Source organism: Phenylobacterium sp. GW821-FHT12F10, from assembly GCF_058806695.1.
This window is the reverse complement of sequence record NZ_JBXAPY010000002.1, coordinates 534,920-559,484: the sequence shown is the minus strand read 5'-3', so window position 1 is coordinate 559,484 and position 24,565 is coordinate 534,920. Positions and strand designations below refer to the sequence as shown.

Here is a 24,565-nt window from a genome sequence, read left to right as displayed (position 1 = left end):
ACCCGTGCGCCCGATTGCCGCGTCGGAAACGCCTCAGGGCCTTGAGAGCGCCTCAGGCCTGGCGCATCTAACGGGCATGACCCGTCCCACACCGCCCACCGCCCGGCGCCAGCCGAAAACCTTCACCCAGCTCGGCCGCACGCGGGTCGACGACTACGCCTGGATGAAGGACGACAATTGGAAGGAGGTGCTGCGCGATCCCAAGGTGCTGCGCGCCGACATCCGCGAACACCTGGAGGCCGAGAACGCCTACACCAAGGCCCTGCTCGAGACCCCGACCCAGGCCTTGCAGGACGCCCTGTTCGCCGAGATGAAGGGGCGGATCAAGGAGGACGATTCGTCGGTCCCGGCCTCCGACGGCGCCTGGGACTACTATGTCCGCTACGAGATCGGCGCCGAGCATCCGGTGCATGGCCGCCGGCCGCGGGGCCGCAACGACGGCGAGGTGGTGCTGCTGGACGAGGAAGCCCTCTCCAAGGGCAAGCCCTTCTTCCAGGTGGGCGCGGCCCATCACAGCCCCGATCACCGGCTCTATGCCTGGGCCGCCGACGAGCAGGGGTCGGAGTACTACACGATCCGGATCAAGGACCTGGCCACCGGCGAGGCCCTGCCGGTGGAGATCGAGAGCGCCTACGGCGACTTCACCTTCTCGCCCGACAGCCAGTGGCTGTTCTGGATCTGGCGCGACGAGAACGCCCGGCCCTCCAAGGTCTTCCGCCGTCCCGCCCGCGGCGGCGAGGACACCCTGGTCTATGAGGAGGCCGACGAGGGCATGTTCCTCGGCGTCGGGACCACGGCCGACGACAGCCACATCGCCATCCATGTGGGCAACCAGGAGACCACCGAGATCTGGCTGATCCCGGCCGCCGATCCGACCCGCCCGCCCTTCGTCTCCGAGCCGCGCCGGGTCGGGATCAAGTACGAGCTGGACCACTGGGGCGACCGTTGGGTGATCCGCACCAATGACGACGGGGCCATCGACTTCAAGCTGGTGACCAGCACCGCGGAGATTCCCGCCAAGTTCACCTGGACCGACTTCGTGCCCCACAAGCCCGGGCGCTACATCACCGGCTTCTCGGCCTATGCCGGCCACCTGGTGCGGCTGGAGCGGGTCGACGCCAGCGACCGCATCGTGGTGATGGACCGGGCCGGCGGCGAGCACGGGGTGGCCTTCGACGAGGAGACCTACGCCCTCTCCCTCACCGGCGGCTACGAGTACGACACGCCGCTGACCCGTTTCGTCTACCAGTCCCCGACCACGCCCCGGCAGTGGTTCGACTACGACATGGCCACCCGTGAGCGGACCCTGCGCAAGACCCAGGAAATCCCCTCCGGCCACGATCCGGCCCGCTATGTGGCGCGGCGCCTGATGGCCAGGGCGGCCGACGGCGCCGAGGTGCCGATCACCGTCCTGATGCTGAAGGACACCCCCCTCGACGGCTCGGCGCCCCTGCTGCTCTACGGCTACGGCGCCTATGGCCACGCCATGGAGCCCAGCTTCTCGATCCGCAGCCTCAGCCTGGTGGACCGCGGCTGGATCTGGGCCGTGGCCCACGTGCGCGGCGGGTCCGACAAGGGCTGGGGTTGGTTCCTGGACGGCCGCAAGGAGAAGAAGATCAACTCCTTCACCGACTTCATCGCCTGCGCCGAGCATCTGTCGGCCAACGGTTACGGCAAGGCGGGCAGGATGGTGGCCTATGGCGGCTCGGCCGGCGGCATGCTGATGGGGGCGGTGGCCAACCTGCGCCCCGACCTCTGGGCCGGGATCATCGCTGCGGTGCCCTTCGTCGACGTGCTCAACACCATGAGCGACACGACCCTGCCGCTCACCCCGCCGGAGTGGCCCGAATGGGGCAATCCGCTGGAGGACGCGGCCGCCTACGACACCATCGCCGCCTACAGCCCCTACGACCAGGTGGCCGCCCTGCCCTATCCGCCGATCCTGGCGACCGGGGGCCTGTCGGATCCGCGCGTCACCTATTGGGAGCCGGAGAAGTGGGTGGCCAAGCTGCGGCAGTTCTCGACATCGGATGCTCCGATCCTGCTCAAGATCAACATGGAGGCCGGCCACGGCGGCGCCTCGGGGCGGTTCGACTTCCTCAAGGAGATCGCCCTGGACTATGCCTTCGCCATCTGGGCGATGGACAAGGGGTGGGAGAAGCTATGATCGTCAGAGCTTCGCTGGAGAGCGACGCACCGGCCCTGGCGGCCATCTACGGCCACGACGTGCTGCACGGTTTCGGGACCTTCGAGGAGGTCCCGCCTTCGCCTGAGGAGATGGCCGCGCGGCGCCTGGCCATCGTGGAGCGGGGCCTGCCGCACCTGGTGGCCGAGGCCGACGGCCGGGTGCTGGGCTTCGCCTATGCCGGCCTGTTCCGGCCCCGCGCGGCCTACCGGTTCACCGTCGAGGACAGCGTCTATGTGGCCCCCGACGCCAAGGGGCGCGGCGTGGGCAAGGCTGTTCTCACCGAGGTCCTGGCGGCCTGCGAGGCGCTGGGCCTGCGCCAGGTGATGGCGGTGATCGGCGACAGCGGCAACGCCGGCTCCATCGGCCTGCACCGGTCCCTCGGCTTCGAGCATGCCGGGGTCTGCCGCAGCGTCGGCTTCAAGCACGGGCGCTGGGTCGACACCGTCTGGATGCAGAAGCCGCTGAACGGCGGCGACTCCACCCTGCCCGACGCCGGCGGCCTGATCCTGACCGGCCACTAGAGCCGGGTCAGCCTCAGGCGCAGGGCGTTTGAGATGACGCTCACCGAGGACAGCGACATGGCCGCCGCGGCGATGGCCGGGGTCAGCAGCAGGCCGAAGGCCGGATAGAGCACGCCCGCGGCGATGGGCACGCCCAGGACGTTGTAGACGAAGGCCAGGACCAGGTTCTGGCGGATGTTGCCCATCACCGCCCGCGACAGCCGGCGGGCCCGCAGCAGGGCCCGCAGGTCGCCCTGCAGCAGGGTGATCCCGGCGCTCTCGATGGCGACGTCGGAGCCGGCGCCCATGGCGATCCCCACCTCGGCGGCGGCCAGCGCCGGGGCGTCGTTCACCCCGTCCCCCGCCATGGCGACGATGCGACCCTGCGACCTCAGGCGGGCCACCACGGCGGCCTTGTCCTGGGGCAGGACCTCGGCCTCCACCTCGGCGATCCCCAGGCGGGCGGCCACGGCCTGGGCGGTGACGCGGTTGTCGCCGGTGAGCATGACCACCCGCACCCCGGCGCCGCGCAGCTCGGCCACCACCTCGGCGGCGTCGGCCTTGATCGGGTCGGCGATGCCGAACAGGCCGGCCAGGGCGCCGTCGACGGCGACGAAGATCCCCGTGGCGCCGTGGCCGCGCAGGGCCTCGGCGGCGGCCTTCAGGGGGCCGATGTCGATCCCCGCCTCGGTGAGGAAGCGGTCGCTGCCGATGGCCAGCTTGCGGCCGTCGACGGACCCGGTGACCCCCTTGCCCACCGGGGAGTCGAAGTCCTGCGGCTCGGCCAGGACGAGGCCGCGATCGAGGGCCGCGCGGACCACGGCCTCGGCCAGGGGATGCTCGCTGCCCCGCTCCAGGCTGGCGGCCAGGCGCAGCAGGTCGGCCTCCGCAAAGCCTTGCGCGGCATGGATCTCCGTGACGGCGGGGCGGCCCTCGGTGAGGGTGCCGGTCTTGTCGACCACCAGGGTGTCGACCTTCTCCAGCCGTTCCAGGGCCTCGGCGTTCTTGATCAGCACCCCGGCCTGGGCGCCGCGCCCGACCCCCACCATGATCGACATGGGCGTGGCCAGGCCCAGAGCGCAGGGGCAGGCGATGATCAGCACCGAGACCGCCGCCACCAGGGCGTGGGCGAGCTTGGGGTCGGGGCCCAGGAACCACCAGGCGGCGAAGGCCAGCACGGCCGAGGCGATGACGGCCGGCACGAACCAGGCCGAGACCCGGTCGGCCAGACGCTGGATGGGGGCGCGGCTGCGCTGGGCCTGGGCCACCATCTGGACGATCTGGGAGAGCAGGGTGTCGGCGCCGACCTTGTCGGCCCGCAGGATGAAGGAGCCCGTCCGGTTGATGGCCCCGGCCACCAGGCGGGCGCCCTGGGCCTTCTCCACCGGCATGGACTCGCCGGTGACCAGGCTCTCGTCCACGGCGCCGGCGCCCTCCAGCACCTCGCCGTCGACCGGGACCTTCTCGCCCGGGCGGACCCGGAGGCGGTCGCCGACGGCGATCTGGTCGATGGCGACCTCATGGTCGGTCCCGTCGGGGGCGATGCGGCGGGCGGTCTTGGGAGCCAGGTGCAGCAGGGCCTTGATGGCGCCGGAGGTGGCCTCCCGGGCCCGCAGCTCCAGCATCTGGCCCAGCAGGACCAGGACCACGATCACCGCGGCGGCCTCGAAATAGATCGGGACCTGGCCGCCGGGGGTCTTGAAATCATTGGGGATCGCGGCGGGGAACAGGGTGGCGAAGGTGGAGTAGAGCCAGGCCGTCCCGGCCCCCAGGGCGATCAGGGTGAACATGTTGAGGTTGCGGCTGACCAGGCTCGCCCAGCCCCGCTCGAAGAACGGCCAGCCCGCCCACAGCACCACCGGGGTGGCCAGGAGGAGCTGGATCCAGGGGTTCCAGGCCATGGGCCAGGGGGTGCGCATGCCCAGCGCGTGGCCCCCCATCTCCAGGAGGAACACCGGGGCGGTCAGGGCCAGGCCGATCCAGAAGCGGCGGGTGAAGTCTGTCAGCTCGGGGTTGGGGCCGGCGTCCAGGCTCACCAGCTCCGGCTCCAGGGCCATGCCGCAGATGGGGCAGGAGCCCGGCCCCTCCTGGCGGATCTCCGGGTGCATGGGGCAGGTGTAGATCGTGCCGGGCGGGGGCGGCGGCTCGGGCTCGCGCTCGCCCAGGTACTTGCCCGGGTCGGCGGCGAACTTGGTCTTGCAGCCGGCCGAGCAGAAGCCGAACTCCACCCCCTCGTGCAAGTGGCGGTGGGCGTCGGTCTTCACGGTCATGCCGCAGACGGGGTCGATGAGGGGGGCTTGTTCGGACATGTCGGTCGCCGTGGATGGAAGAAAACGGTCCCCCGCAGATATACCCCCTGGGGGCATATTGCAATTACCCTAGGGGGGTATATAAGGGCGGCATGAAACGCGAGAACAAACCCAAGCTTCTCACGCGCCTGAGCCGCATCGAGGGCCAGGTGCGCGGGATCGCGCGGATGGTCGACGAAGACCGCTACTGCATCGACATCCTCACCCAGCTGCAGGCGGTCCGCGCCGCCCTGGCCAAGGTGGAGACCGAGATGCTGCGCGACCATCTGAGCCACTGCATCGAGAGCGCCATCGTCAGCGGCGACGCCGACGAGCAGCGCCAAAAGGTCAATGAACTCATCACCCTGCTGGAACGCAGCACCCACTAGACGAAGCGACCTCCCCCATGAAGCTCCCCCTCCTCGCCGCCGCCGCCCTCGCCGCCCTGGCCACCCAGGCGCACGCCCAGGACATGTCCTCCATGCCCGGCATGGACATGCCGCCGGCCGGCCGACAGGCGCCGACAGGTGACCCTCAAGGTCCCACCGATCCCCACGCCGGCCACGACATGTCCGGCATGGGCGGCATGGGCCACGCCACGGCCACCGCCACCGACGACGCCGCGCCGCCGGAGCACGACATGGCGGCCATGGACCACGCCATGACCAGCGCGCTCGGCCCCTTCCCCATGACCCGCGACGGCTCGGGCACCGCCTGGCAGCCCGACGCCAGTCCGCACATGGGCGGCATGGGCCACCACGGCGACTGGATGACCATGAGCCACGCCCTGATCAACGTGGTCTATTCCGACCAGGGCGGCCCGCGCGGCGGCGACAAGGCCTTCCTGGCCGGCATGGTGATGGCCATGGCCCAGCGGCCCCTGGGACAGGGCACGCTCGGCCTGCGCGCCATGCTCAGCCCCGACCCCTTCATGGGCGCCAAGGGCTATCCCCTGCTGCTGGCGGCCGGCGAGAGCGCCGACGGCAAGACCCCGATCATCGACCGCCAGCACCCGCACGACCTCTTCATGGAGCTGTCGGCCAGCTACAGCCTGCCGGTGGGCGAGCGCGGCAGCGTCTTCCTCTATGGCGGCCTGCCCGGCGAGCCGGCCTTCGGCCCCCCCAGCTTCATGCACCGGCTCTCGGCCCTGGACAGCCCCGAGGCGCCCATCAGCCACCACTGGCTCGACAGCACCCACATCACCTTCGGGGTGCTGACGGCGGGTTATGTCCAGGGGGACTGGAAGGTGGAGGCCTCGCGCTTCCGCGGCCGCGAGCCCGACGAGAAGCGCTACGACATCGAGACCGGCGCGCTGGACTCCACCGCCGCCCGCATCTCCTGGAACCCGACCGCCAACTGGGCCGCCCAGGTCAGCTGGGCCGACATCAAGAGCCCCGAGGCCCTGGAGCCCGACCACGACGAGGCCCGCGTCTCCGCCAGCCTGGCCTATGTGAAACCCCTGGCGGGCGGCGGCAGGATCGCCGCCACCCTGGCCGCGGCCCGCAAGGACAAGTCGCCGGGCCCGGTGCTGTGGGGCTACCTGGCCGAGGCCGCCTACATGCCCAACGACGCCTGGACCCTGTTCGGCCGCGCCGAGCAGGTGGACGCCGACGAACTCTCCGGCGTCCACGGGGCGCCGGCGGTGACGGTGGCCAAGCTCTCGGTGGGGGCCATCCACGACTGGACGATCCGGCCGGGGGTGAAGCTGGGGCTCGGGGGACTGGTGTCGGCCTTCGACATCCCCGGCGCCCTGGGGACGAGCTACGGGGAGCCGTCGGCGGGGATGGTGTTTGTGCGGTTGAAGGTGGGGTGAGGGGCGGGTGGCGGCCCAGGGTTGCTGACCGAGAGGCTATTTCATGAATCGTCACTGCAAGTCCCCATCACCCTCTCCCCAAGGGGAAGAGCTTCGGGGCCGCCTTCGTGGACGGCCCCGAGGGGTGGCTGCGGGACCTAGATGATGTTCGCGTAGCTGATGTCGTTCAGGGTCGCGCCGGTCAGGATAATCGCGTCGGTCGGCGTGGCGCCGGAGGCGGCGGTAAACAGCACGACGTCGGCGCCGACCTGGATCGCGGCGGACTTCACGGTCGCGCCGATCAGGGACTGGGCGAGCGCCTGGGCAGAGGCGAAGTCGGCCGCGGCGGCCTCGACATAGTTGGTCGCCGTGCCCGCCACGGCCAGGTCGAGCTGGTCATCGGAACTCCAGTCGGTGATCTGATCAGCCAGGCCGTAGATCAGGCCCGAGTCCCCGGAGCCGAACACGAAGACGTCCGCGCCGCCGCCGCCGGTCAGCAGGTCCCGTCCCATGCCGCCGTTCAGGGTCTGAGCGTCTGTGAATCCGCCGATGGTGTCGGCCCCAGCGTCGCCGGAGAGGATGTCGGCGCCACCGAAGCCCTGGATGTAATCGTCATCGGCGCCCCCACTGATGGTGTCGGCGTCGGACGCGCCGTAGAGGACATCGGAGCCCGCGTCGCCATTGATGATGTCCGCGGACATGAGGCCGCGAATATAGTCGTCGCCATCGCCGCCGTTGAGCGTGCCGGCGCCCATGCCGCCCACAATGGCGTCATTTCCTGCGTCCCCGGTGATGTAGACGCGGTAGGAGGCGGCAGCCGAGATGTTGTCGTTCCCCTCGCCGCCCAAAATCGTGGCCGGGCCCGCGCCGCCCGACCAGAGGGCCACGTTGTCGTCACCCGATCCGGCATCGATGTAGATAGAATCGCGGTTCTGAACGATGATGATGTCGTTCCCCGCACCGGCGTCGATTGAGACGGTCTGGGCGCTGATGGAGATGTTGTCGTTCCCGTCGCCGCCGTTGGCCACGATATCGACGCCGGACGTCACCGAGATCAGGTCGTCGCCGCTGCCGCCATCGATGTAGTCGCTACCGCCGCCGCCGTTGATGGCGTCGTTTCCGGCCCCGCCGCCGAGATAGTTATCCTGGGCGTCGCCGGTCAGGGTGTCATTGCCGGCGCCGGAATAGACGCTTTCGATGGACACCAGCGTGTCGGCCCCGTGGCCCACAGCGGTCTGGGTCACTAGGTTGACCGCGACATCGGCGGGGTCGCCGTCGTCGAAGCTGGCCGTGTCGGAGCCAAGGCCACCGTCGATCACGTCGTCGCCCGCGCCGCCGACGATGAAGTCGTCACCCTGGCCGCCAACGAGCAGGTCGCCGCCCGCGTCGCCGAACAGCATGTTGGCGCCGGCGTCGCCCGTGAGGGTGTCGGCATAGGCCGAACCGTAGAGGTTCTCGATACCGATGAGCCGGTCGGTCCCGCCGCCGAGGGTGTTCTGGGCCGTGGTCAGGGACAGGTCGACCTTCACGGCGGAGGTGGCGCTCTCGTAGCCCGCCCAGTCGAGGCCCGCGCCACCGTCCAGCGAGTCGTTGCCGGCGTCGCCCATGAGGTAGTCGTCGCCGATCCCGCCCGAGACGGTGTCATTGCCGGCGTTGCCGCAAACGACATCGTCGCCGCCGCCGCCGGAAGCCTTGTCGTCCCCGCCATTGCCATAGAGCGTGTCCGCGCCGGACCCGCCGGTCAGAGTGTCCTTGCCGTTGCCGCCGTTGAGAAACATGACCCCTCCAACCTCCGCATGATGCGTCTGGCTCGGCCGCAACCTATGGCTGGTACGCACAGGCGCAACTCGCATCGCCTACAAGGGGCGACTTAACCTTAAGGTGTATTGCGGCTGGGGAATTCGACCCTGGATGTCTCAGGCCGCCGGAAGCGCGGCGCCTGCTGCGCGCGCCTCACCCCCTCCCAAAGAGCAGAGGAATTACGGTGACAATTACAGTGACAGTGCACAGAAGTCAGCTGCCTCGCGTCCTCCCCCTGAGGCCGGGATTTTGGGTGTGCTGTCGCCGCAATTCCGATCCATGCGCCAGTGTCACGAAAATTGCCGATGAAGCCCAACGGCCTCATGTGAGGCCCATTGAGGGACACGGCATGACGGGCGTTTTTGCAGGCCTTTTGGCAGCGACAGTGCTGGTGGCGGCGGGGTCCCGCGCCGCCGCCGAGCCGGTGGAGATCGGGCAGGTGGCCCAGGGGGCCGTCTACTATAACCGGCCGCACGCAAGCCTAGCCCAGCACGACGCGGCCTTGGCGGCGTGCATGAAGACGGCGCCGCTCCCGACGACCCAGGCGCGGATGCTCACGACCGACGTCAACACCCGGGTGACCTACGACACCACCTTCATCTTCAACCTGATCTGGTCGGGGCCCATCGCCGGTCTTCGGGCGGCCAGGGTGGAGAACTGCATGCTGCTGCACGGTTGGCGCGCGGTGCGTGCGCCGCAGGCCGAGGTGGCGAAACTGGACGCCATGGCGCCGCAGGATTTCGGAGCCGCCATGGCCGCCCTGGTGGGCGCGGAAACGCCGTCCGGTGAGATCGTGCGCGTCTTCGCCAACGAGGCGCTTCGGCCCGGGGCGTATCACACCGCCTCGCGCCCCAAACCGCCGACGCGGGATCAGCTGAGCCTGAAGCTCTATCACCTGAGGGGGGGCGTCTATCCGACCGGGTCGGCGCAGGCCGAGGCGCCGGCGCCCGTGAACCCGGCCTGGCCCGTCCGGCCCATCAAACTCGAGGCCGTGTCGACCGCGCCGCCTGGCGCGGCCCTCGTCCTCGTGCGCGTGACCGGCATCAGCAACCATTACGGCACGGGGGTCGGGTTCTCGCGCCTCCCCGCCCCGGACGGCGCGCCACCCTCCCGATCGGATGGCGGCCCCGATACCGTCTCGGCCTCGATCGGCTATCTGTTCGCCAAGCCCGAAGGCAACTGGTTCATCCTGGCGGTCCCGCCGGGGCGCTGGCACATCGCGGGATCGGGCGTCCTCGACTACTGCCTGGGCGCGCCGTCCTTCGAGACCAGGGCCGGCGCCGTGGTCTATGCCGGAACCTTCCACCTCGAGGGGCCGGTCCTAGGCCCCGACCTGGACCTGGCGCCGGCGCGTCAGTATCTGGCCGGACCTCTGGCCGACCGCATTGAGCCCGCGATCTACACGAATGGAGCCTCGCAGACCTGCAAGGGCTTCGGGGTCACCTATGGCCTCGAGTTTCCGGGCCTGCCCTTTGATCCAGCCTATGACGGGGGCAGCGTCGCCCTGGCCCGATAGGTTGGTCCTCAACCTCATCGAGTTCCATAGACTTTCCAGGCGCCAGGATGCACCTCCCCCGCGTCCGGGAGAGGGTGGGCTTTCTGAAGGGTCGTTATTGCTTCGTCGCCGAGACGCGCAGCTGTGCTGCGCGCCCCCTCACCCTACCCTCTCCCCCGTGGGGGAGAGGGGGTGGGCCGCCTGCGCCCCGCGTCACACCTGCGCCAGCCCCCCGTCCACGAACACCTCGCCGCCGGTCATGAAGCTCGAGTCGGACGAGGCCAGGAAGGCGGCTACCGCGCCGGTTTCCGAGGTGTCGCCCATGCGGCCGAGGGGGGTGGAGGCGCCGAGATCGGCCAGGGCGGCTTCGCCCACGACCTCGAGGACCAGGTCGGTGGTGGTGGGGCCGGGCGAGAGGACGTTGACGCGGATGCCCGTGCCCTTGAGGTCCAGGGCCCAGCTGCGGGCCAGGTTGCGGACGGCGGCCTTGGTGGCGCTGTAGACGCTGAACGCCGGCGTGCCCATGACGCCCGTGCTGGAGCCCGTCAGGATGATGGAGCCGCCGGCGCTCATCAGCGGCAGGGCCTTCTGCACGGTGAAGATCAGGCCCTTCACATTGACGTCGAAGATGGCGTCGTAGTGCTCGCCCGTGATCTCGCCCAGGGGGGCGAAGGCGCCGGTCCCGGCGTTGGCGAAGACGATGTCGAGGCCGCCGCGCTCGGCCTTCACCGCCGCGTACAGCCGGTCGAGGTCGGCGGGCTCGGTGACCGAACCCCGGACGGCGCGGGCCTGGGGTCCAAGCTCGGCGACGGCGGCGTCCAGCTGCGCCTGGCGGCGGCCGAAGAGGTAGATGAAGGCGCCCTCCTCGATGAAGCGCCTGGCGGCGCCGAGGCCGATGCCGGTGGCGCCGCCGGTGATGACCGCGGTCTTGCCCGAAAGTCTGCTCATGATGTGTTCCTGGTTTGAGGTTGCACTGAGCTGTGGGGCCACCCACCTATCGACAAGTATGCACCTTTTGGTAAGTACCCAAAAATGTCGAACGACCTGTCAGACACCCTCCCGCCGGCGGCCGCCGCCGCCTGCACCCCCACCCTGCCCGGGTTCACCTGCGGGCTGGACGCGACGCTCCGCGTCATCGCCGGCAAGTGGAAGCCGCTGATCCTCTACTTCGTGGCCCAGGACGGCCCGACCCGCTACGGCGCCCTGCGGCGCGCCATCCGCGATGTCAGCGACAAGATGCTGATCCAGCAGTTGAAAGAGCTGGAGGCCGACGGGTTGGTGAAGCGGACCGATTACAAGGAGGTCCCGCCGCGAGTGGACTATAGCCTCACCCCCCTGGGCCACAGCCTGGCCCAGGCCCTGGTTCCGCTCTGCGCCTGGGGCACGGAGAACATGGCCGAGGTGACGCGGGTGTTCGCGGAGCGGGCGGCGGCGCGGCCGGGGACGGTGGCTAGCCCAGGGTGATCCAGCCCGGGGTCAGGCTGGCCAGGGAGACGCCCACCAGGATCATCTGGTTGCCGCCGCCCATGTCGATCACGGTGTCGGCGCCCGCCTGGCTCAGCTGGAAGCTCGTGCCCGGGTCGAGGAGGACGCGGTCGCCCTCCGACAGGCGGAAGTCCAGCACCCGGTCGAGGCCGCCGAAGGCCGTCCCGTGGAAGGTGTCGGCGCCGGCCCCGCCGGTGAGCGTGTCGTCGCCGCGGTCGCCGGAGAGGTAGTCGTCGCCGGTCCCGCCGGAGACCACGTCGTCGCCCTGGCCGCCGCGCACGATGTCGGCGCCGTCGCCGCCGCTGAGGGTGTCGTTTCCGAGGTTGCCGTCCACCACGTCGCCCCCGGCGTCCCCGAACAGCAGGTCGTTGTCCTTGCCCCCCACCACCCAGTCGCCGCCCTCGCCGCCGTGGGCGGTGTCGCGGCCCATATTGCCGTTGATGTCGTCGAAGCCGCCGGCCCCCAGCAGGGAGTCGTCGCCCGCCTCGCCGCGCAGGTAGTTGCCCTCCCCGGCCCGGGCGTCGAGGGTGTCGTTCCCGTCGCCGCCGAAGAAGCTGGAACGCGTCCCGCCCCCCAGCATCAGGTCGTTCCCGCCCCAGGCGCGGGCCAGATAGACCTCGTCGGCGTTGGGGGTGGAGGTGGGCGGGGCGCCCACCACCTCCTCGATGACGTCGTCCCCGGCCAGCAGGGTGGAGGCCCCCAGGCTGTCGTCGCCGACGCTGTAGGCCAGGCCCAGGACCGCGGCGTCGGCGTGGGCGCCGGTGATGGCGATCCGGCCGTAGGACGCCGCCAGGCTGAAGCCGGTGACCACCCCGCCGGTCAGCAGCACCCCGTTCGGGCCGCCATAGGTCAGGCCCGTCCCGGTCAGGGCCATGTAGTAGCGGTCGGCGTTCCAGCGGAAGATCTCGCCGCCGGAATTGAGCATGGCCACAGTGGAGCCCACCAGGTCGCTGTGACGGTAGGCGTCGGCGTCATAGCCGTCGAACAACTGCACCCGCGCCATGAAGCCCTCCCGCGCCAGGTTTTTGACGATGACGTCGAAATCGGCGGCAGGCTAGACCTTAGCGATTGTTTTTGCGGCCTGCTCGCAGGGCGGGGGGTTCTTGCGTCCCTCCGCAGGTTCACGGGGCCGGCGAGGACACCCGGTCGATCTGCGCGATGCGGCGGGCGTGGCGCGCGTCGCCGGGGAAGGGGGCGGCGAGCCAGCGGGCGACGGCGTCCTTGGCCTGGTCGAGGGTCAGGAACCGCAGGCCGAGGGACAGGGCGTTGGCGTCGTTGTGCTCGCGGGTCGAGGTGAGGATATCCAGGCGCCGTCCCGAGGCGTCCACCTGGGCGTTGCCCGGGTCGCCATAATAGAGGGCGCAGCGGACGCCCTTGAAGCGGTTGGCGACGATGGCCTCCCCCTGTCCGGATCCCCCGGCGACGATGGCGCGGCTGTCCCGGCCCGCCGCGACGTCCTGCGAGAGCTTGCGGGCGGCGCGCGCGATGATCTCGGGATAGTCGTCCTGCGGATCGTCGACCAGGGCGCCGCAGTCCTCGACCTCCAGCTTGAGGTGATCGCGGACATAGTCGACGAGCCGGTTCTTGGTCTCGAACCCGGCGTGGTCGGAGGCGAAATACACTTTCATGGCCGTCACCTTCGCGCCGGGGTTTCACGGGTGGGGGGGCGGTTTCCAGGTCGCCGGAGCGCCGGCCCCCGCGGCCCTTATAGGTCGCCGCCGCGCGCGCATCCACGGCCCGGATCGCCGGCGGGGGCGGAGGGGGCGCGGTCAAGGTGCGCGCCGCCGGAGGTCGCCCGCCCCGCACGCCGGTCTTGACGCCGGCCGCCGCGCGCCTGAAACCGTCGGCCATGGCCAGCATGATCCTCAGCGTCGTCGGCAGTGACCGGCCCGGACTCACCCAGGCGCTGGCGGCCGCGGTGCTGTCGGCCGGGGGCAACTGGCTGGAGAGCCATCTCAGCCGGCTGGGCGGGCTTTATGTGGGCTCGGTGCTGGTGGAGGCCGGCGACGTCGAGGCCCTGCGCGCCGCCGTCCAGGCGGTGGACGCCCACGGCCTGGAGGTGCGCATCGCCCCCACGGTGGAGGCCGGGGCCCCGGGCGCGGACGGCGAGGCGCTGCTGTTCAGCCTGGTGGGCCAGGACCGGCTGGGCATCGTGGCCCAGGTGACCGCGATCCTCAGCGGCCTGGGGGTCAATATAGAATCCTTCAGCACCCGGATCAGCGCCGAACCCCATTCCGGCGCACCGCTGTTCCACCTGGAGGCGCGCCTGCGCCTGCCGCCGGAGGTGACGGCGCGGGCGGTCCAGGACGCCCTGGAAGCCATCTCCGGCGAGATCATGGTCGACATCTCCCTGGCCCCCGCCAAGGCGGGCTGAGGTCGGCGCCGCGCGGGGTCACCCGGGGACCGCCTCGCCGTAGAACCGGTGGAAGGACTCGATGGGGGCCCAGGCGCCCAGGGCGCGCAGGGGGAAGGCCTTCCACGGCGCGGCGGGGTCCAGGGTCGCCAGCTTGTCCAGCAGGGCCCGGCGGACGGCGGGCTTCACGGCCTCCCGGAAATCCAGCAGCTGGCCCCAGCTGGAGGTTCCGTCCAGGCGCACCCGCTCGGGCTCGTAGGCCGAGGCCGCGTAGTCGGGCGGGAAGAGCCGGCGGTAGGCCTCCAGATTGTAGAGCCAGGAGCCGCCCCGAACGCTCCGCGCGTCGGGATGGTGGGCGCCGATATGGGCGAACATCGCCCGCAGCTCGGCCCGGCGGCGCTCGGCCTTGGCGCGGGCCAGGGGGCCGACGCCGTCCTCGCTGTCGCGGTTGCTGAAGTGGATGCGCACCACGGGCTCGGGACTCAGCAGCTCGTAGCTGAAGCAGCCGAATCGGCGCGTGGCGCTGGCCTCGGGCGCGGCGGCGGCGAAGACGGCCACCGTCCAGTCCAGGCGCTCGGCGTGGCGGGCGCGGGCCTCGAGGCCGGCGGCGTAGCGCCGCCATTCCGCCGAGGGCGCGCCGCCGTCGGGGCGGCCCAGGCCAAACCGCCGGTGCAGGTTGGTGAAGGTCAGGCAGGCCTCCGACAGGGGCCGCGCGGTCCGCGCCGCCATCGCCTCGGCGAACAGCAGCTGGACCTCGAAATAGTCCCGCAGCCGCCTGGCCTGTTGGCCCCGCTCATCGATCGGCCCGTCCATGGCTGGGATGACAGAGCAGCGGCGGGGCCAGGTCAATGGCCGCCTTTCCCCGATCGCGGCGGCGGGCCAGACTGCCGCCGCGCCGCCGCAGGAGCCCGCCGTGATCACCGCCCGCCCCATGGACGACCCGGTCTATATCGTCACCGACATCGAGTGCGACGGGCCGACGCCGGGGGCCAATTCGATGATCGCCTTCGCCTCGGTGGCGGTCACCGCCGAGGGCGCGGTACGGGGGACGTTCGAGGCGGTGCTGGCGCCCCTGCCCGGCGCGCGGGGCGATCCCGACACCCTGGCCTGGTTCCAGACCCAGCCGGAGGCCTGGGCGGCGGCGACGACCGATCCGCGCGACCCGGCCGCGGTGATGGCCGACTATGCCGACTGGGTGCGCGGCTTCCCGATGGGCCGGGTGTTCGCCGCCAATCCCCTGGCCTTCGACGGGGTGTGGATCGACCACTATCTGCGGCGCTTCACGCCCTTTGGTCTGGTGGAGGGCCACTACGCCACCGACCGGCTGTTCGACGGGCCGGGCCTGTGCCTGAGGTCCTACGCCGCCGGGGTGCTGGGGCGCGATCCCTGGGCCTGCGGGCCGGCGCAGATGCCGCCGCAGTGGCTGGGGAACCACGCGCACAGCCACAAGGCCATGGACGACGCCCGCGGCTACGCCCACCTGCTGGGCGTGCTGATGGGGATGGCGCGGGCGGGACGCGCCTAGGGCGCGCGCGGGTCGAAGCGGGTCATGTCGGTCTGGGACAGGGCCAGGATCTGGGGCGCCGGGGGCTCGGAGGTCTCCGCCGGGCCGGGCCGCAGGGCCGCGCCGCTGGCCGCCCCGGCGCAGAGGGCGAGGGCCAGGCCGGCGAGCCAGAGTCCAAGGGGCGGGCGAGAGGCCATGTTCGGTGACCCGGTTGCAGGAGCCCCTCTAACAGGCGCCCGCGCAATCTGTTCCGCGCCGGGACTCCCGAAGCGGCGATTTTGTCGTGGGGAGATGTCGGGAGAGACTGGCTGGGGAACTAGGACTCGAACCTAGAACGACGGTACCAAAAACCGCTGTGTTACCATTACACCATTCCCCAGCAGGAACGGCGCTGGGCCGGGGCCCGCGCGAGGGCGTGGAGATAGCGCAAGCCTTCCCCGGATGCAACGCCCCTAAGGGTCGCTTGCGGCGTGGAAAGCGCTCCTCTATAAGGCGCCCTCCCAAGTCGGAGTGTGGCTCAGTCTGGTAGAGCACCGCGTTCGGGACGCGGGGGTCGCAGGTTCGAATCCTGCCACTCCGACCAATTCTTCCCTCGCGCCGGCGAGGGGCAGATCTTCCCCGCGAACAACCCCCATTTCAACGGCCCGCCCCGGCCGCGCCTGCGCGGATTCGCGCGCCCGTCGCCCCGCCTGGAAGCTTGGCCGTAGCGGGCGGGGCTGCGAGACTTTCCGAATCGGAAGCGCTGGGGAGTTTCAAGATGGATGGCGCGGCCCGCATGACCGATCGGGCGATGAAGCTCGCCCAGCGTGTCGATCTCGAGAGCCGCCTGGCGCGCTTCCAGATCGACGGATCGACCCGGACCAACCTTGGCCAGCTCAAGGTGCTGCGGAACGGCGGGCTGGAGACCATCATCGCCCACTTCTACGACTATCTGCGGCGGTTTCCCGAGACCCAGGCCCTGCTGAAGGGACACGACGAGGACCGGCTTCGCCACCGCCAGAAGGACCACTGGACCCACCTGTTCAGCTGCGACTTCGACCAGCGGTACGTGCACAGCTGCCTGATGGTCGGCCTGGCGCACTATCAGGCGCGCGTCGCGCCTCACACCTACATCGCCGCCTACAGCTTCTTTCAGGCCGAGTTGTTGCGGGCCGCCATCAAGCTGCACACCCCCGCCGAGGTGGAGGCCCTGTCCATCTCCATCGGCAAGGTCATCATGCTGGACATGTCCATCGCCCTGAACGCCTACATCCTGGACGCGGTGTCGATGAAGCCGTGATCCCGGCGCGAAGGGCCGTCGCTCCCCAAGCGACAAAGCGCCGCGGCCCGCCGCGCGGTGTTCGGCGCGCGATTTCCGAAACATTAACCGTCACGCCCCACACCTGAGGACAGGTCGTGAGTCGCTTGTCTGACGATCATCCGCAGCGAGGAAGTCCTATGCCAGCGTCCGGGGGTCTGCCGCTTGTCGGCGCCGAGCTGATCTCGATCATGGCCGGCGGCCAGCAGTTCGCCATAGACATCATGTCGGTGCGGGAAATCCGCGGCTGGACGGCGTCCACGCCCCTGCCCCACGCCCCCGCCCACGTGCTGGGGATGATCAACCTGCGCGGCTCGATCCTGCCGGTGGTGGACCTGGCCTCGCGCCTGGGCCTGGGGATGGCCTCGCCCAACCAGTCTTCCGTGGTGGTGGTGACCCAGATCCACGACCGCGAGGTCGGCCTGCTGGTGGACGCGGTCTGCGACATCCTCACCGTCACCGAGAACATGCTGCACGAGCCGCCGGACGTCGGCGCCGACCAGGTGCGGGAATTCGTCGACGCGGTGATGTCCACCGACGAGGGCATCGTCAGCCTGCTGTCCCTGGACAACGTCCTGCCCAAGAGCCTGGCGCTCGCGGCCTAGGCTAGTCCGCGCACCTGCGGCGAAACTCCCGCCGAGATTGCGGCGTCTTCATTTGATCGAGACGCACAACCATATAGCCTGTGGGCGCCTTCTCCCCGCAGGATTTCCATGAAGCAGTTTCTCATCACCGCGGCCGGCGTCTTCGCGGGCCTGGTGCTTTTCCTGGTGGGGGTTCCCTTCCTGCTGATCTCCCTGGCGGCGGCCTCGGCCCGGCCCGAGGCCACGCCCGCCCGCGCGGTCCTGAACCTGGACCTGCGCGACGGCCTGACCGACCAGGCCCCCAACAACCCCCTGGCGGCCTTCGGACGGCGCTCGATGTCGGTGATGTCGGTGATCGAGACCCTGAGGCGGGCCGAGAACGACAACAAGATCAAGAGCCTGCTGATCCGCCTGCCCGAGGGCGGCATGGAGCCGGCCGCCGCCGACGAGCTGCGGCTGGCCATCAAGCACTTCCGGGCCAGCGGCAAGCCCGTCCTGGCCCACAGCCAGGGGCTCTATCCCTCCGGGATCGTCACCTCGACCTATCTGGTGGGCGCCTCAAGCGGCGACCTGTGGATGCAGCCGGGCGCCTCCTTCCAGGTCACCGGCCTGGCCAGCGAGGACGTGTTCTTCAAGCGGCTGTTCGACAAGTACGGGGTCAAGGCCGACTACGAGCAGCGCTACGAGTACAAGAACGCGGTCAATCCCTACCTGCACGACGACTATACGCCGGCCCACAAGGAATCGACCCTGTCCTGGATGGGCTCGGTCTATCGCACCAGCCTGACCACGGCGGCCCTGGACCGCAAGAAGAACCCCGCCGCACTGCAGGCGACGATGGAGGCAGGTCCCTATCTGGCCGAGAGCGCCGCCAAGCTGGGCCTGATCGACAAGGTGGGCCAGGTGAAGGAGGCCCAGACCGCCCTGCTGACCAAGGCCGGGGACGGCGCCAAGCTGGTGGATTTCGACGACTACATGCACGCCGTGCGCGACCGCGGCGCCGGCTCGGGGCCGGCCATCGCGGTGGTGGAGGGCGAGGGCCCGATCATCACCGGCCATGACGGGGTGAAGAACCCCTTCTCCGGCGGATCGACCATCTATTCCGACGACCTGTCGGAGGCCATCTACGCCGCCGTCGAGGACAAAAACGTCAAGGCCATCGTCTTCCGGCTGAACTCGCCGGGCGGGTCCGACACGGCCTCGGAACAGATCCTGGCGGCGATCCGGGCGGCCAAGGCGGCCAAGAAGCCGGTGGTGATCTCCATGGGCACCTATGCGGCCTCCGGCGGCTACTGGATCTCCTCCCAGGCCTCGGCGATCGTGGCCCAGCCCACGACGCTCACCGGCTCCATCGGCGTCTATGGCGGCAAGTTCGCGCTGGGCCCCGCCCTCGCCAAGCAGGGCGTCGACGTGCGCGAGACCAGCGTGGGCGCGCCCTATGCCGGCGCCTTCGGCATGGGCCAGGAGTTCTCCGCCAGCGACCGCGCCCACTTCGCCGGCTGGATGGACCAGATCTACGGCAACTTCATCGCCCGCGTCGCCAGCGGCCGACACCTGCCCGAGGCCCGCGTGCGCGAGATCGCCAAGGGCCGGGTGTGGACCGGCGCCCAGGCCCGCCAGCTCGGCCTGGTCGACGAGATCGGCGGCTTCTACCAGGCGGTGGACAAGGCCAAGGCCCTGGCTGACCTGAAGGGCGACGTGCGCCTGAAGCGCATGACCCGCCAGACCTCGCCCTTCGAGGCCCTGGAAGGGGCCCTGGGGGTCTCGGCGACCTCGGTGCGGACCCTGGCGGCGGCGGCCTGGATTCTGGGCGACCCGCGCGCCCAGAGCGTGCTGGACGACCTGGCCGACGAGCGCCTGCGCGGCCAGAGCCACACCAGCGTCATGGCCCCGCGCGAGTTCTAGTTGGGGGGAAAGACCGGCGGGTCGGGCGACTTGCCGGTCTGGAACACCACCTCGCGGCGGCCGAAATCCAGCTCGATCGAGCGGAAGTGACGCATGACGTCCATGCCGATGAGGATGGCAGGCCGGTCCACGAGGTCCCAGATCTTGAAGGTGTGCAGGTCGGCGAAGACGCAGGAGAGGTTGCCGATGCGCAGCCCCCCCAGGCGCAGGCCCGGCAGGCGGGCCAGGTCGCCGGAGACCGTCTGACCGGTGGCGCTCACCAGCTGGACCCTCTGGGTGCGCAGGGCCAGGCCCGGCTCCTGCAGGAAGGCGGCGTTGCGCAGGGCCAGGTTGCCCACCGTCGACTGGGCCCCGGAGTCCAGGAAGGCGGTGATCGGCAGGCCGACGCCGACCTCGGCGTCGATGATGGTGAGCTGGCCGAACCGGTAGCGGGCCGGCACCACCACGATGTTGGGATCGAAGACCGGCGGCGCCAGTCGCCCCGTGCCCCCGGCGCCGGCGCGCTTGCGGAAGCTGGAGTCCGACGGCGCGATGTTGAAACGGTTGCGCTCGAAATCCAGCAGCACGTCGCGGCGGGTCAGGACATCGACCCCCAGCAGGCCATCGGCCCCCAGGTCGCGGCGGGGGATCAGCGGCATGCGGACGCGGCCGGTGACCACGCTGCCGATGGTCATGCGCCGCACCGAGACGGTCTCGGCCGGCTCCACCCCGGCGATGCCGTGGATCTGGGCGGTCCCGGCGCTGGGCAGGCCCAGGCCAAGCGCGGTCTCGATGGCCAGGACCGAGTGATTGGCCCCGGTGTCGACCACGAAGGTGAACGGCCCCGCCCCGTCCACCAGCACCGGCACGGTCATCCGCTGAACGGGATCGAAGCCGGCCTGCAGCACGGCGTCATCGCTGGGCGGCGGCGGGTTCGGCGCGCTGACCGGCGGCAGGGGGGTCTCGGTGAGATTGACCTGGATCATCCGCCGCGCCGCGGTCGGGACGGCGGCGCAGCCCGCCAGGGGAACCGCGGCGGTCAGGCCGGTCACCAGCGTCCGGCGCGTCAGGATGAAACTAGACATGAATCAACACGATGCGTCGCCTCCCCACCTGCGAAGCTAGTGGATTCCTGGGGCTTGGCGCGTCTTATTTTCGGTTGCGCCGGGGCGACGCGGCGCCTAGCGATAGGTCTTGTCTCCAGGAGCGTCCTCATGGCTCAACCGGTCGCCATCATCCGCAGCAAGCCCGACACCCTGGGGCCGGAGGTGCGCAAGTTCGCCCAGGCGCCGCTGCGGCAGACGGCCTTCCTCAACAGCGTGCCCAAGTGCGGCACCCACCTGTTGCGCAACATCGTGCGCATGTTCGTGCCCACCGAGCAGCACTACGACCGCGAGTTCATCCAGGTGCAGAACCTGCAGCAGCACATCGGGGCGCTGAACCCGGGGCGGCCGCAGTTCAGCGTCGGCCACCTGGTGTTCGCCGACATCTCCCTGATGGCGCTGAAGCACGCGCGCCAGGTGGTGCTGGTGCGCGACCCCTATGACTATGTCCTGGCCCGGGCGCGATTCAGCCTGTCGGATCAGCTCGATCATCCCGAGCTCAACCCCCTGAAGAACGGGGCCGTCAGCGTCGAGCAGATGCTGAACCTGATGATCTTCGGCATTCCCGGCAAGGGCCCGGCCCTGCGGGAGGTCTTCACCTTCCACGCCGTGGCCTGGTTGGGCACGGGGGTGGAACTGGTCCGCTACGAGGACATCATCGCCCACCTGAAGGACCTGGAGGCCCCGGCGGCCAAGGCGTTCTTCGAGGACCTGCTGGGCAAGTTCGGTATCGCCCTGCCCCACGACTGGCGCGAGCGGGTCAAGGTGGGCTCGGCCCGCGAGCACAGCGCCACGTCGCGCGAGAAGCTGTCGGGGGGTCAGGCCCTGCCCGACGTCCTGCCCGACACCCAGAAGCGCCTGGTGGACTTCATGGCGCCCGGTCTCAGGGACCTGCTCGGCTACGCCTGAGGGCGACCCGATCCTCCTGAGAGGGAAGGTCCCTGCTCAGGATAAACTCCGCTCATCCCGGCGAAGGCCGGGACCCAGATTCATCCCCAACCGCGAGGATGATCCGCGTCTGCCTTGTGATCTCACGGGAGGTCGGCGGGGGCTTCACCTGCGTCCCGGCCTTCGCCGGGATGAGCGGAAGGGGGAGAGGTCCATCGCCCCCAAACTGCTCCGCACAGCCGCCCAGGATGCGTCGCCCACGAAAAAGGGCGGCGGACCGAAGTCCGCCGCCCCCATTTCGTTGGTTCAGACCAGGCTTAGAAGCGCAGCTTCACGCCACCGAACACCCGGCGACCCACGACGTCGTAGGTGGACGGATCGGTGCCGGACTGCACGTTCGGCGCGTAGGTCTCGGCTTCCTTGTTGAAGACGTTGTTCACGCCGAGCTTGAACTCGACATTGTCCGTCATCGCCCAGGTGCCGGCCAGGTCGAGGTACCAGACGGCGTCCGGACCCGTGAACTGGGTCTCGCCCGGGAACTCGATGTTCAGACGGTTTTCCATGGCCGCGATGTAGCGGGCGCGGGCGTCGAACTTGAAGTCACCGACAGACCAGTTGGTGTTGATGGTGGCCTTCCAGTCCGGGAAGCTCGTGCCGAGGCCAGCGCCGAAGTAGGAGACGGTGCCCGCGAAGTCGAGTTCCGGCACGCCGGAGATCGGATCCTGTTGCTTGAACTCGATGACGTGCGTCAGGACCGCGTTCATACGGACCGAACCCCAGGTCGACGGAGCGCCCAGCCACTCGAGGTCGAAGCCGTAATCGAACTGGATGTCGATACCGCTCGTCTTCTGGTGGCCGCCGTTGGAGGCGGTGAACTCTTCGTAGTTGTTGTTGGGGTTGTAGACCCAGAGGATGTCGCCACCGGTCCGCAGGATGCCGTCGCAGTTGGTGTTGGCAGGGCTGTAGGTCGGGTTGGTGCCGTAGTAGTTGTAGCAGGCGGCCACGATCTGGTTCGGGGTCGGGGTCAGGATCGCGTCAGTGATCTTGATGTTGTAGTAGTCCACCGAACCTTGCAGACGCGACAGCCACTGGTTTTCCCACGGGGACTTCCAGACGAGGCCGGCGGTGAAGGTGGAGCCTTCTTCCGGCTTCAGGGCCTTGTTGCCCAGCAGGTCGACGCCGATCTGCGAACCCGGGGTCTGCACGAAGCTGCCGATGGCCGAACCGGAGATGCCGCCGTTGAAGCCGGCGGTCTGGCAGAGCGCCGTGACCTGGGCCGCATTGGCGCCCTTGCGGGCCTGGCTGGTGACCGAGCAGGGGTCGAAGTACTGGGGAGCCGAGCCACCGCCGGAGAACAGTTCCGAGAAGTTCGGGGCGCGGACCGAGCGCTGGTAGGAAGCCCGAGCGCGCAGGAGGTCGTTGATCTCCCAGTTCAGCTCGGCCTTGTAGGCCCAGACGCCGTCCAGTTCGACCTTGTCGCCGGCGATCTTGTCGGCGAATTCGTTCTTGGAGTAGCGGGCGCCGAGGTCGAGTTCCAGGCTCTTGATGAAGGCCTGGTCCTTGATCAGCGGGATGGCGATTTCGCCGAAGTAGTCCTTGAACGAGTTGGTGCCGCGGTCGGGGTTCTGGGTCGAGAAGCCCGAGATGGGGCCCGAGGCCGAACCCGGATCGAAGTTGTATTCGAAGCCGCGATATTCGGCGCCGAGCACGATGGAGACGTCACCGGCCGGCAGTTCGGCGACCTTGCCGGTCACGAAGCCCTGCGCGATTTGCGTGGTCATCGAGGTCGACAGGGTGGTGGCCGAGGCCAGGTAGGTGCGGCAGGCGGCCGAGATCGGCTGACGGCCGAAGATGTTGAAGCCGCCGGCGCAGATGCTGGCGCCGCCGTCGGCCGCTTCGATCAGGGTCTGCATACGCTGGGTGTTGAGGTTCCCGGTCTGCGTCTGGTCGATCTCGGTGCGGCCTTCGCTGACCGAGACTTCGAAGTTGAAGCCGGTGTCGGCGATCGGGCCTTTCACGCCGGCCAGGAACTGGACGACGGTGTTTTCGTAGTTCGACTGGCGCAGGCCGAGATCCAGGGTGCGCTGACGCATCCGGAAGGGCTCGGTGGCGCCGGCGCCCACCAGGACCGGGTCATCACCGGTGCGGCTGTTGAGCAGGGCGCGCAGGTCCGCCGAGATGAAGGGGTTGGTGACCGGGATCACCAGCTGCTGGGCGACCTGCTGGCCCGGGGTCACCAGGTTGGAGATCACGTCCTGCGTCCGAGCGGTGCTCGGGTTGCGGGTGTTGACGGTCGGGAACGGGGTCGGGGCCAGGGCGGTGGCGGCGTTGTATTCCGTCCAGCCGGCCGAGGCGAAGAACTCGATCCCGTTGTCCATCTCGTAGTTCACCTTCGTCATGAAGGAGTACCGGTCGAGCGGCAGGGTCAGGATGTTCACATAGTCGAAGTTGTAGCTGTACAGGTCGGGGTACAGGCTCTGGTTCACCGTGCCGTCGATCGGGCCGGTGTAGTGCTGCACGTTCAAGGGGTTGTTGAACACGCCCTTGTAGAACAGCGAGCCGTTCATGTTGAAGCCGAGGGTCCCCGAGGTCAGGGAGATCTGGGCCGGGGTCACGCCATAGGTCCCGAAGACGGCGTCGAGAGCGGCCTTGGTCGGGGCGTTGGTGTTGGCCCAGAACAGGGCGCCTTCCGGCAGGAAGGAGGTGGTGGAGGTGGCGTTCTGCGAGAAGGCGCGCTGCGACTTGATCATCGGCTCGCGATAGGAGCGGTCGAAGCCGAACACCGCGTTGCCCTTGCCGTCGGCGAAGTTGCCACCGATGGCGGCCGACAGTTGGTACTCTTCGGCATCCCAGAACTCGGTGGAGTTCGAGTAGTTGGCGCGGATGTCGACGCCTTCGAAGTTGCGCTTCAGCTTGACGTTGACCGCGCCGGCGATGGCGTCGGCGCCGTAGGCCGCACCGGCGCCGCCGGTGATGACTTCGATGCTCTCGATCAGGGCCTGGGGAATGGTGTTGAGGTCGACCGTGAGGTTGTTGGCCGAGACCATCGGACGACGGCCGTCGACCAGAACCACGTTACGGTTCGCGCCCAGACCGCGAAGGTCGATGTTGGACTGGCCGCCGTTGCCGGGGTTGTTGGAGGTGGTGGTCCCGGACGGGTTCACCTGCGGCAGGGTGTTCAGATAGGTGTCGAGGGTGATGTCGGCGTTCTGGACCGTCTGCTCGCCGGTCACCGTCGAGATCGGGCTGTTGGCCACGTAGTCCTGACGGACGATGCGCGAACCGGTGACGACGACTTCGGTGACTTCGCTGCCCTGGGCGTAGGCGGCCGAGGCCGAGAAGGCCGTGACGGCCGCGCCGCAGATCATCGAAGACGCCAGAAGGCGCGATCGCATGGATTTTGT

Annotated in this window: 21 protein-coding genes and 2 tRNA genes; 13 read left to right on the top strand and 10 right to left on the bottom strand. The window is 69.6% G+C overall.

Going from position 1 to position 24,565, the window contains the following annotated elements; translation table 11 throughout:
- Positions 1–76 precede the first annotated feature (76 nt).
- Entirely contained in the window at positions 77–2,167 is a 2,091-nt protein-coding gene (locus AC1RN5_RS15135; RefSeq protein WP_493041985.1) for a S9 family peptidase, read from the top strand.
- Positions 2,164–2,709 (top strand): GNAT family N-acetyltransferase, encoded by a 546-nt coding sequence (locus AC1RN5_RS15130; protein ID WP_493041984.1) that lies wholly within the window; start codon positions 2,164–2,166, stop codon positions 2,707–2,709. The genes AC1RN5_RS15135 and AC1RN5_RS15130 overlap by 4 nt, the downstream gene beginning before the upstream one ends.
- Here AC1RN5_RS15130 and AC1RN5_RS15125 read toward each other — a convergent pair.
- Positions 2,706–4,997, bottom strand: coding sequence for a heavy metal translocating P-type ATPase (locus AC1RN5_RS15125; RefSeq protein WP_493041983.1), 2,292 nt, complete (start codon positions 4,995–4,997; stop codon positions 2,706–2,708). The genes AC1RN5_RS15130 and AC1RN5_RS15125 overlap by 4 nt on opposite strands.
- Positions 4,998–5,089: 92 nt before the next feature.
- Between AC1RN5_RS15125 and AC1RN5_RS15120 the strand changes: the two genes are divergently transcribed.
- Positions 5,090–5,365: a metal-sensitive transcriptional regulator gene (locus tag AC1RN5_RS15120; protein WP_493041982.1), complete on the top strand. Its 276-nt coding sequence runs from the start codon at positions 5,090–5,092 to the stop codon at positions 5,363–5,365.
- A gap of 17 nt (positions 5,366–5,382) precedes the next feature.
- Positions 5,383–6,789 (top strand): hypothetical protein, encoded by a 1,407-nt coding sequence (locus AC1RN5_RS15115; protein WP_493041981.1) that lies wholly within the window; start codon positions 5,383–5,385, stop codon positions 6,787–6,789.
- Between the two features lie 137 nt (positions 6,790–6,926).
- Here the strand turns inward: AC1RN5_RS15115 and AC1RN5_RS15110 are convergent, their stop codons facing one another.
- Positions 6,927–8,588, bottom strand: a complete 1,662-nt coding sequence (locus AC1RN5_RS15110; RefSeq protein WP_493041980.1) for a calcium-binding protein — start codon at positions 8,586–8,588, stop codon at positions 6,927–6,929.
- A 353-nt stretch (positions 8,589–8,941) separates the two neighbouring features.
- Between AC1RN5_RS15110 and AC1RN5_RS15105 the strand changes: the two genes are divergently transcribed.
- On the top strand, positions 8,942–10,084 hold the full coding sequence (locus AC1RN5_RS15105) for a hypothetical protein (protein ID WP_493041979.1): 1,143 nt from the start codon (positions 8,942–8,944) through the stop codon (positions 10,082–10,084).
- Positions 10,085–10,276: 192 nt separating this feature from the next.
- Here AC1RN5_RS15105 and AC1RN5_RS15100 read toward each other — a convergent pair whose 3' ends face one another.
- Positions 10,277–11,011 carry an SDR family NAD(P)-dependent oxidoreductase gene (locus AC1RN5_RS15100; protein WP_493041978.1) on the bottom strand — a complete coding sequence of 245 codons (735 nt, stop codon included), beginning with the start codon at positions 11,009–11,011 and terminating at the stop codon, positions 10,277–10,279.
- Between the two features lie 84 nt (positions 11,012–11,095).
- Here AC1RN5_RS15100 and AC1RN5_RS15095 point away from each other — a divergent pair, with 84 nt between their 5' ends.
- Positions 11,096–11,527 (top strand): winged helix-turn-helix transcriptional regulator, encoded by a 432-nt coding sequence (locus tag AC1RN5_RS15095; protein ID WP_493041977.1) that lies wholly within the window; start codon positions 11,096–11,098, stop codon positions 11,525–11,527.
- On the opposite strand, the gene AC1RN5_RS15090 is transcribed toward AC1RN5_RS15095, so the two are convergent.
- Positions 11,514–12,551 carry a calcium-binding protein gene (locus AC1RN5_RS15090; protein WP_493041976.1) on the bottom strand — a complete coding sequence of 346 codons (1,038 nt, stop codon included), beginning with the start codon at positions 12,549–12,551 and terminating at the stop codon, positions 11,514–11,516. The genes AC1RN5_RS15095 and AC1RN5_RS15090 overlap by 14 nt on opposite strands.
- Positions 12,552–12,669: 118 nt before the next feature.
- A complete protein-coding gene (locus AC1RN5_RS15085) occupies positions 12,670–13,176 on the bottom strand; it encodes an RpiB/LacA/LacB family sugar-phosphate isomerase (RefSeq protein ID WP_493041975.1) in 507 nt (168 codons plus the stop codon).
- Positions 13,177–13,397: 221 nt separating this feature from the next.
- Here AC1RN5_RS15085 and AC1RN5_RS15080 point away from each other — a divergent pair, with 221 nt between their 5' ends.
- Positions 13,398–13,922, top strand: a complete 525-nt coding sequence (locus tag AC1RN5_RS15080; protein WP_493041974.1) for a glycine cleavage system transcriptional repressor — start codon at positions 13,398–13,400, stop codon at positions 13,920–13,922.
- An 18-nt stretch (positions 13,923–13,940) separates the two neighbouring features.
- Here AC1RN5_RS15080 and AC1RN5_RS15075 read toward each other — a convergent pair whose 3' ends face one another.
- On the bottom strand, positions 13,941–14,714 hold the full coding sequence (locus tag AC1RN5_RS15075; RefSeq protein WP_493041972.1) for a hypothetical protein: 774 nt from the start codon (positions 14,712–14,714) through the stop codon (positions 13,941–13,943).
- On the opposite strand from AC1RN5_RS15075, the gene AC1RN5_RS15070 reads away from it, so the two are divergent.
- Positions 14,713–15,426 carry a 3'-5' exonuclease family protein gene (locus AC1RN5_RS15070; protein ID WP_493041971.1) on the top strand — a complete coding sequence of 238 codons (714 nt, stop codon included), beginning with the start codon at positions 14,713–14,715 and terminating at the stop codon, positions 15,424–15,426. The genes AC1RN5_RS15075 and AC1RN5_RS15070 overlap by 2 nt on opposite strands.
- On the opposite strand, the gene AC1RN5_RS15065 is transcribed toward AC1RN5_RS15070, so the two are convergent.
- Together AC1RN5_RS15065 and AC1RN5_RS15060 are read right to left on the bottom strand one after the other, a co-directional pair.
- Positions 15,423–15,602 (bottom strand): hypothetical protein, encoded by a 180-nt coding sequence (locus AC1RN5_RS15065; RefSeq protein WP_493041970.1) that lies wholly within the window; start codon positions 15,600–15,602, stop codon positions 15,423–15,425. The genes AC1RN5_RS15070 and AC1RN5_RS15065 overlap by 4 nt on opposite strands.
- Positions 15,603–15,710: 108 nt before the next feature.
- A tRNA-Gln gene (locus tag AC1RN5_RS15060) sits at positions 15,711–15,784 on the bottom strand.
- A 127-nt stretch (positions 15,785–15,911) separates the two neighbouring features.
- Between AC1RN5_RS15060 and AC1RN5_RS15055 the strand changes: the two genes are divergently transcribed.
- The 4 genes from AC1RN5_RS15055 (at position 15,912) to sppA (ending at position 19,191) form a co-directional block, all read left to right on the top strand.
- A tRNA-Pro gene (locus tag AC1RN5_RS15055) sits at positions 15,912–15,988 on the top strand.
- Positions 15,989–16,162: 174 nt separating this feature from the next.
- Positions 16,163–16,684 carry a protoglobin domain-containing protein gene (locus AC1RN5_RS15050; protein WP_493041969.1) on the top strand — a complete coding sequence of 174 codons (522 nt, stop codon included), beginning with the start codon at positions 16,163–16,165 and terminating at the stop codon, positions 16,682–16,684.
- A 158-nt stretch (positions 16,685–16,842) separates the two neighbouring features.
- Positions 16,843–17,307, top strand: coding sequence for a chemotaxis protein CheW (locus AC1RN5_RS15045; RefSeq protein ID WP_493041968.1), 465 nt, complete (start codon positions 16,843–16,845; stop codon positions 17,305–17,307).
- Positions 17,308–17,415: 108 nt separating this feature from the next.
- Positions 17,416–19,191: a signal peptide peptidase SppA gene (sppA, locus tag AC1RN5_RS15040; protein ID WP_493041967.1), complete on the top strand. Its 1,776-nt coding sequence runs from the start codon at positions 17,416–17,418 to the stop codon at positions 19,189–19,191.
- On the opposite strand, the gene AC1RN5_RS15035 is transcribed toward sppA, so the two are convergent.
- Positions 19,188–20,255, bottom strand: a complete 1,068-nt coding sequence (locus AC1RN5_RS15035; RefSeq protein WP_493041966.1) for a retroviral-like aspartic protease family protein — start codon at positions 20,253–20,255, stop codon at positions 19,188–19,190. The two genes, sppA and AC1RN5_RS15035, sit on opposite strands and share 4 nt — an antisense overlap.
- A gap of 129 nt (positions 20,256–20,384) precedes the next feature.
- On the opposite strand from AC1RN5_RS15035, the gene AC1RN5_RS15030 reads away from it, so the two are divergent.
- Positions 20,385–21,182, top strand: coding sequence for a hypothetical protein (locus AC1RN5_RS15030; RefSeq protein WP_493041965.1), 798 nt, complete (start codon positions 20,385–20,387; stop codon positions 21,180–21,182).
- 296 nt (positions 21,183–21,478) lie between these two features.
- Here the strand turns inward: AC1RN5_RS15030 and AC1RN5_RS15025 are convergent, their stop codons facing one another.
- Positions 21,479–24,556 (bottom strand): TonB-dependent receptor domain-containing protein, encoded by a 3,078-nt coding sequence (locus tag AC1RN5_RS15025; RefSeq protein ID WP_493041964.1) that lies wholly within the window; start codon positions 24,554–24,556, stop codon positions 21,479–21,481.
- Between the last annotated feature and the right edge of the window lie 9 nt (positions 24,557–24,565).

Coding starts and splice junctions, on each gene's coding strand:
- AC1RN5_RS15135 (WP_493041985.1), top strand. CDS start 77: ATGACCCGTCCCACACCGCCCACCGCCCGGCGCCAGCCGAAAACCTTC.
- AC1RN5_RS15130 (WP_493041984.1), top strand. CDS start 2,164: ATGATCGTCAGAGCTTCGCTGGAGAGCGACGCACCGGCCCTGGCGGCC.
- AC1RN5_RS15125 (WP_493041983.1), bottom strand. CDS start 4,997: ATGTCCGAACAAGCCCCCCTCATCGACCCCGTCTGCGGCATGACCGTG.
- AC1RN5_RS15120 (WP_493041982.1), top strand. CDS start 5,090: ATGAAACGCGAGAACAAACCCAAGCTTCTCACGCGCCTGAGCCGCATC.
- AC1RN5_RS15115 (WP_493041981.1), top strand. CDS start 5,383: ATGAAGCTCCCCCTCCTCGCCGCCGCCGCCCTCGCCGCCCTGGCCACC.
- AC1RN5_RS15100 (WP_493041978.1), bottom strand. CDS start 11,011: ATGAGCAGACTTTCGGGCAAGACCGCGGTCATCACCGGCGGCGCCACC.
- AC1RN5_RS15095 (WP_493041977.1), top strand. CDS start 11,096: ATGTCGAACGACCTGTCAGACACCCTCCCGCCGGCGGCCGCCGCCGCC.
- AC1RN5_RS15090 (WP_493041976.1), bottom strand. CDS start 12,551: ATGGCGCGGGTGCAGTTGTTCGACGGCTATGACGCCGACGCCTACCGT.
- AC1RN5_RS15085 (WP_493041975.1), bottom strand. CDS start 13,176: ATGAAAGTGTATTTCGCCTCCGACCACGCCGGGTTCGAGACCAAGAAC.
- AC1RN5_RS15080 (WP_493041974.1), top strand. CDS start 13,398: ATGGCCAGCATGATCCTCAGCGTCGTCGGCAGTGACCGGCCCGGACTC.
- AC1RN5_RS15070 (WP_493041971.1), top strand. CDS start 14,713: ATGGCTGGGATGACAGAGCAGCGGCGGGGCCAGGTCAATGGCCGCCTT.
- AC1RN5_RS15075 (WP_493041972.1), bottom strand. CDS start 14,714: ATGGACGGGCCGATCGATGAGCGGGGCCAACAGGCCAGGCGGCTGCGG.
- AC1RN5_RS15065 (WP_493041970.1), bottom strand. CDS start 15,602: ATGGCCTCTCGCCCGCCCCTTGGACTCTGGCTCGCCGGCCTGGCCCTC.
- AC1RN5_RS15050 (WP_493041969.1), top strand. CDS start 16,163: ATGGATGGCGCGGCCCGCATGACCGATCGGGCGATGAAGCTCGCCCAG.
- AC1RN5_RS15045 (WP_493041968.1), top strand. CDS start 16,843: ATGCCAGCGTCCGGGGGTCTGCCGCTTGTCGGCGCCGAGCTGATCTCG.
- sppA (WP_493041967.1), top strand. CDS start 17,416: ATGAAGCAGTTTCTCATCACCGCGGCCGGCGTCTTCGCGGGCCTGGTG.
- AC1RN5_RS15035 (WP_493041966.1), bottom strand. CDS start 20,255: ATGTCTAGTTTCATCCTGACGCGCCGGACGCTGGTGACCGGCCTGACC.
- AC1RN5_RS15030 (WP_493041965.1), top strand. CDS start 20,385: ATGGCTCAACCGGTCGCCATCATCCGCAGCAAGCCCGACACCCTGGGG.
- AC1RN5_RS15025 (WP_493041964.1), bottom strand. CDS start 24,556: ATGCGATCGCGCCTTCTGGCGTCTTCGATGATCTGCGGCGCGGCCGTC.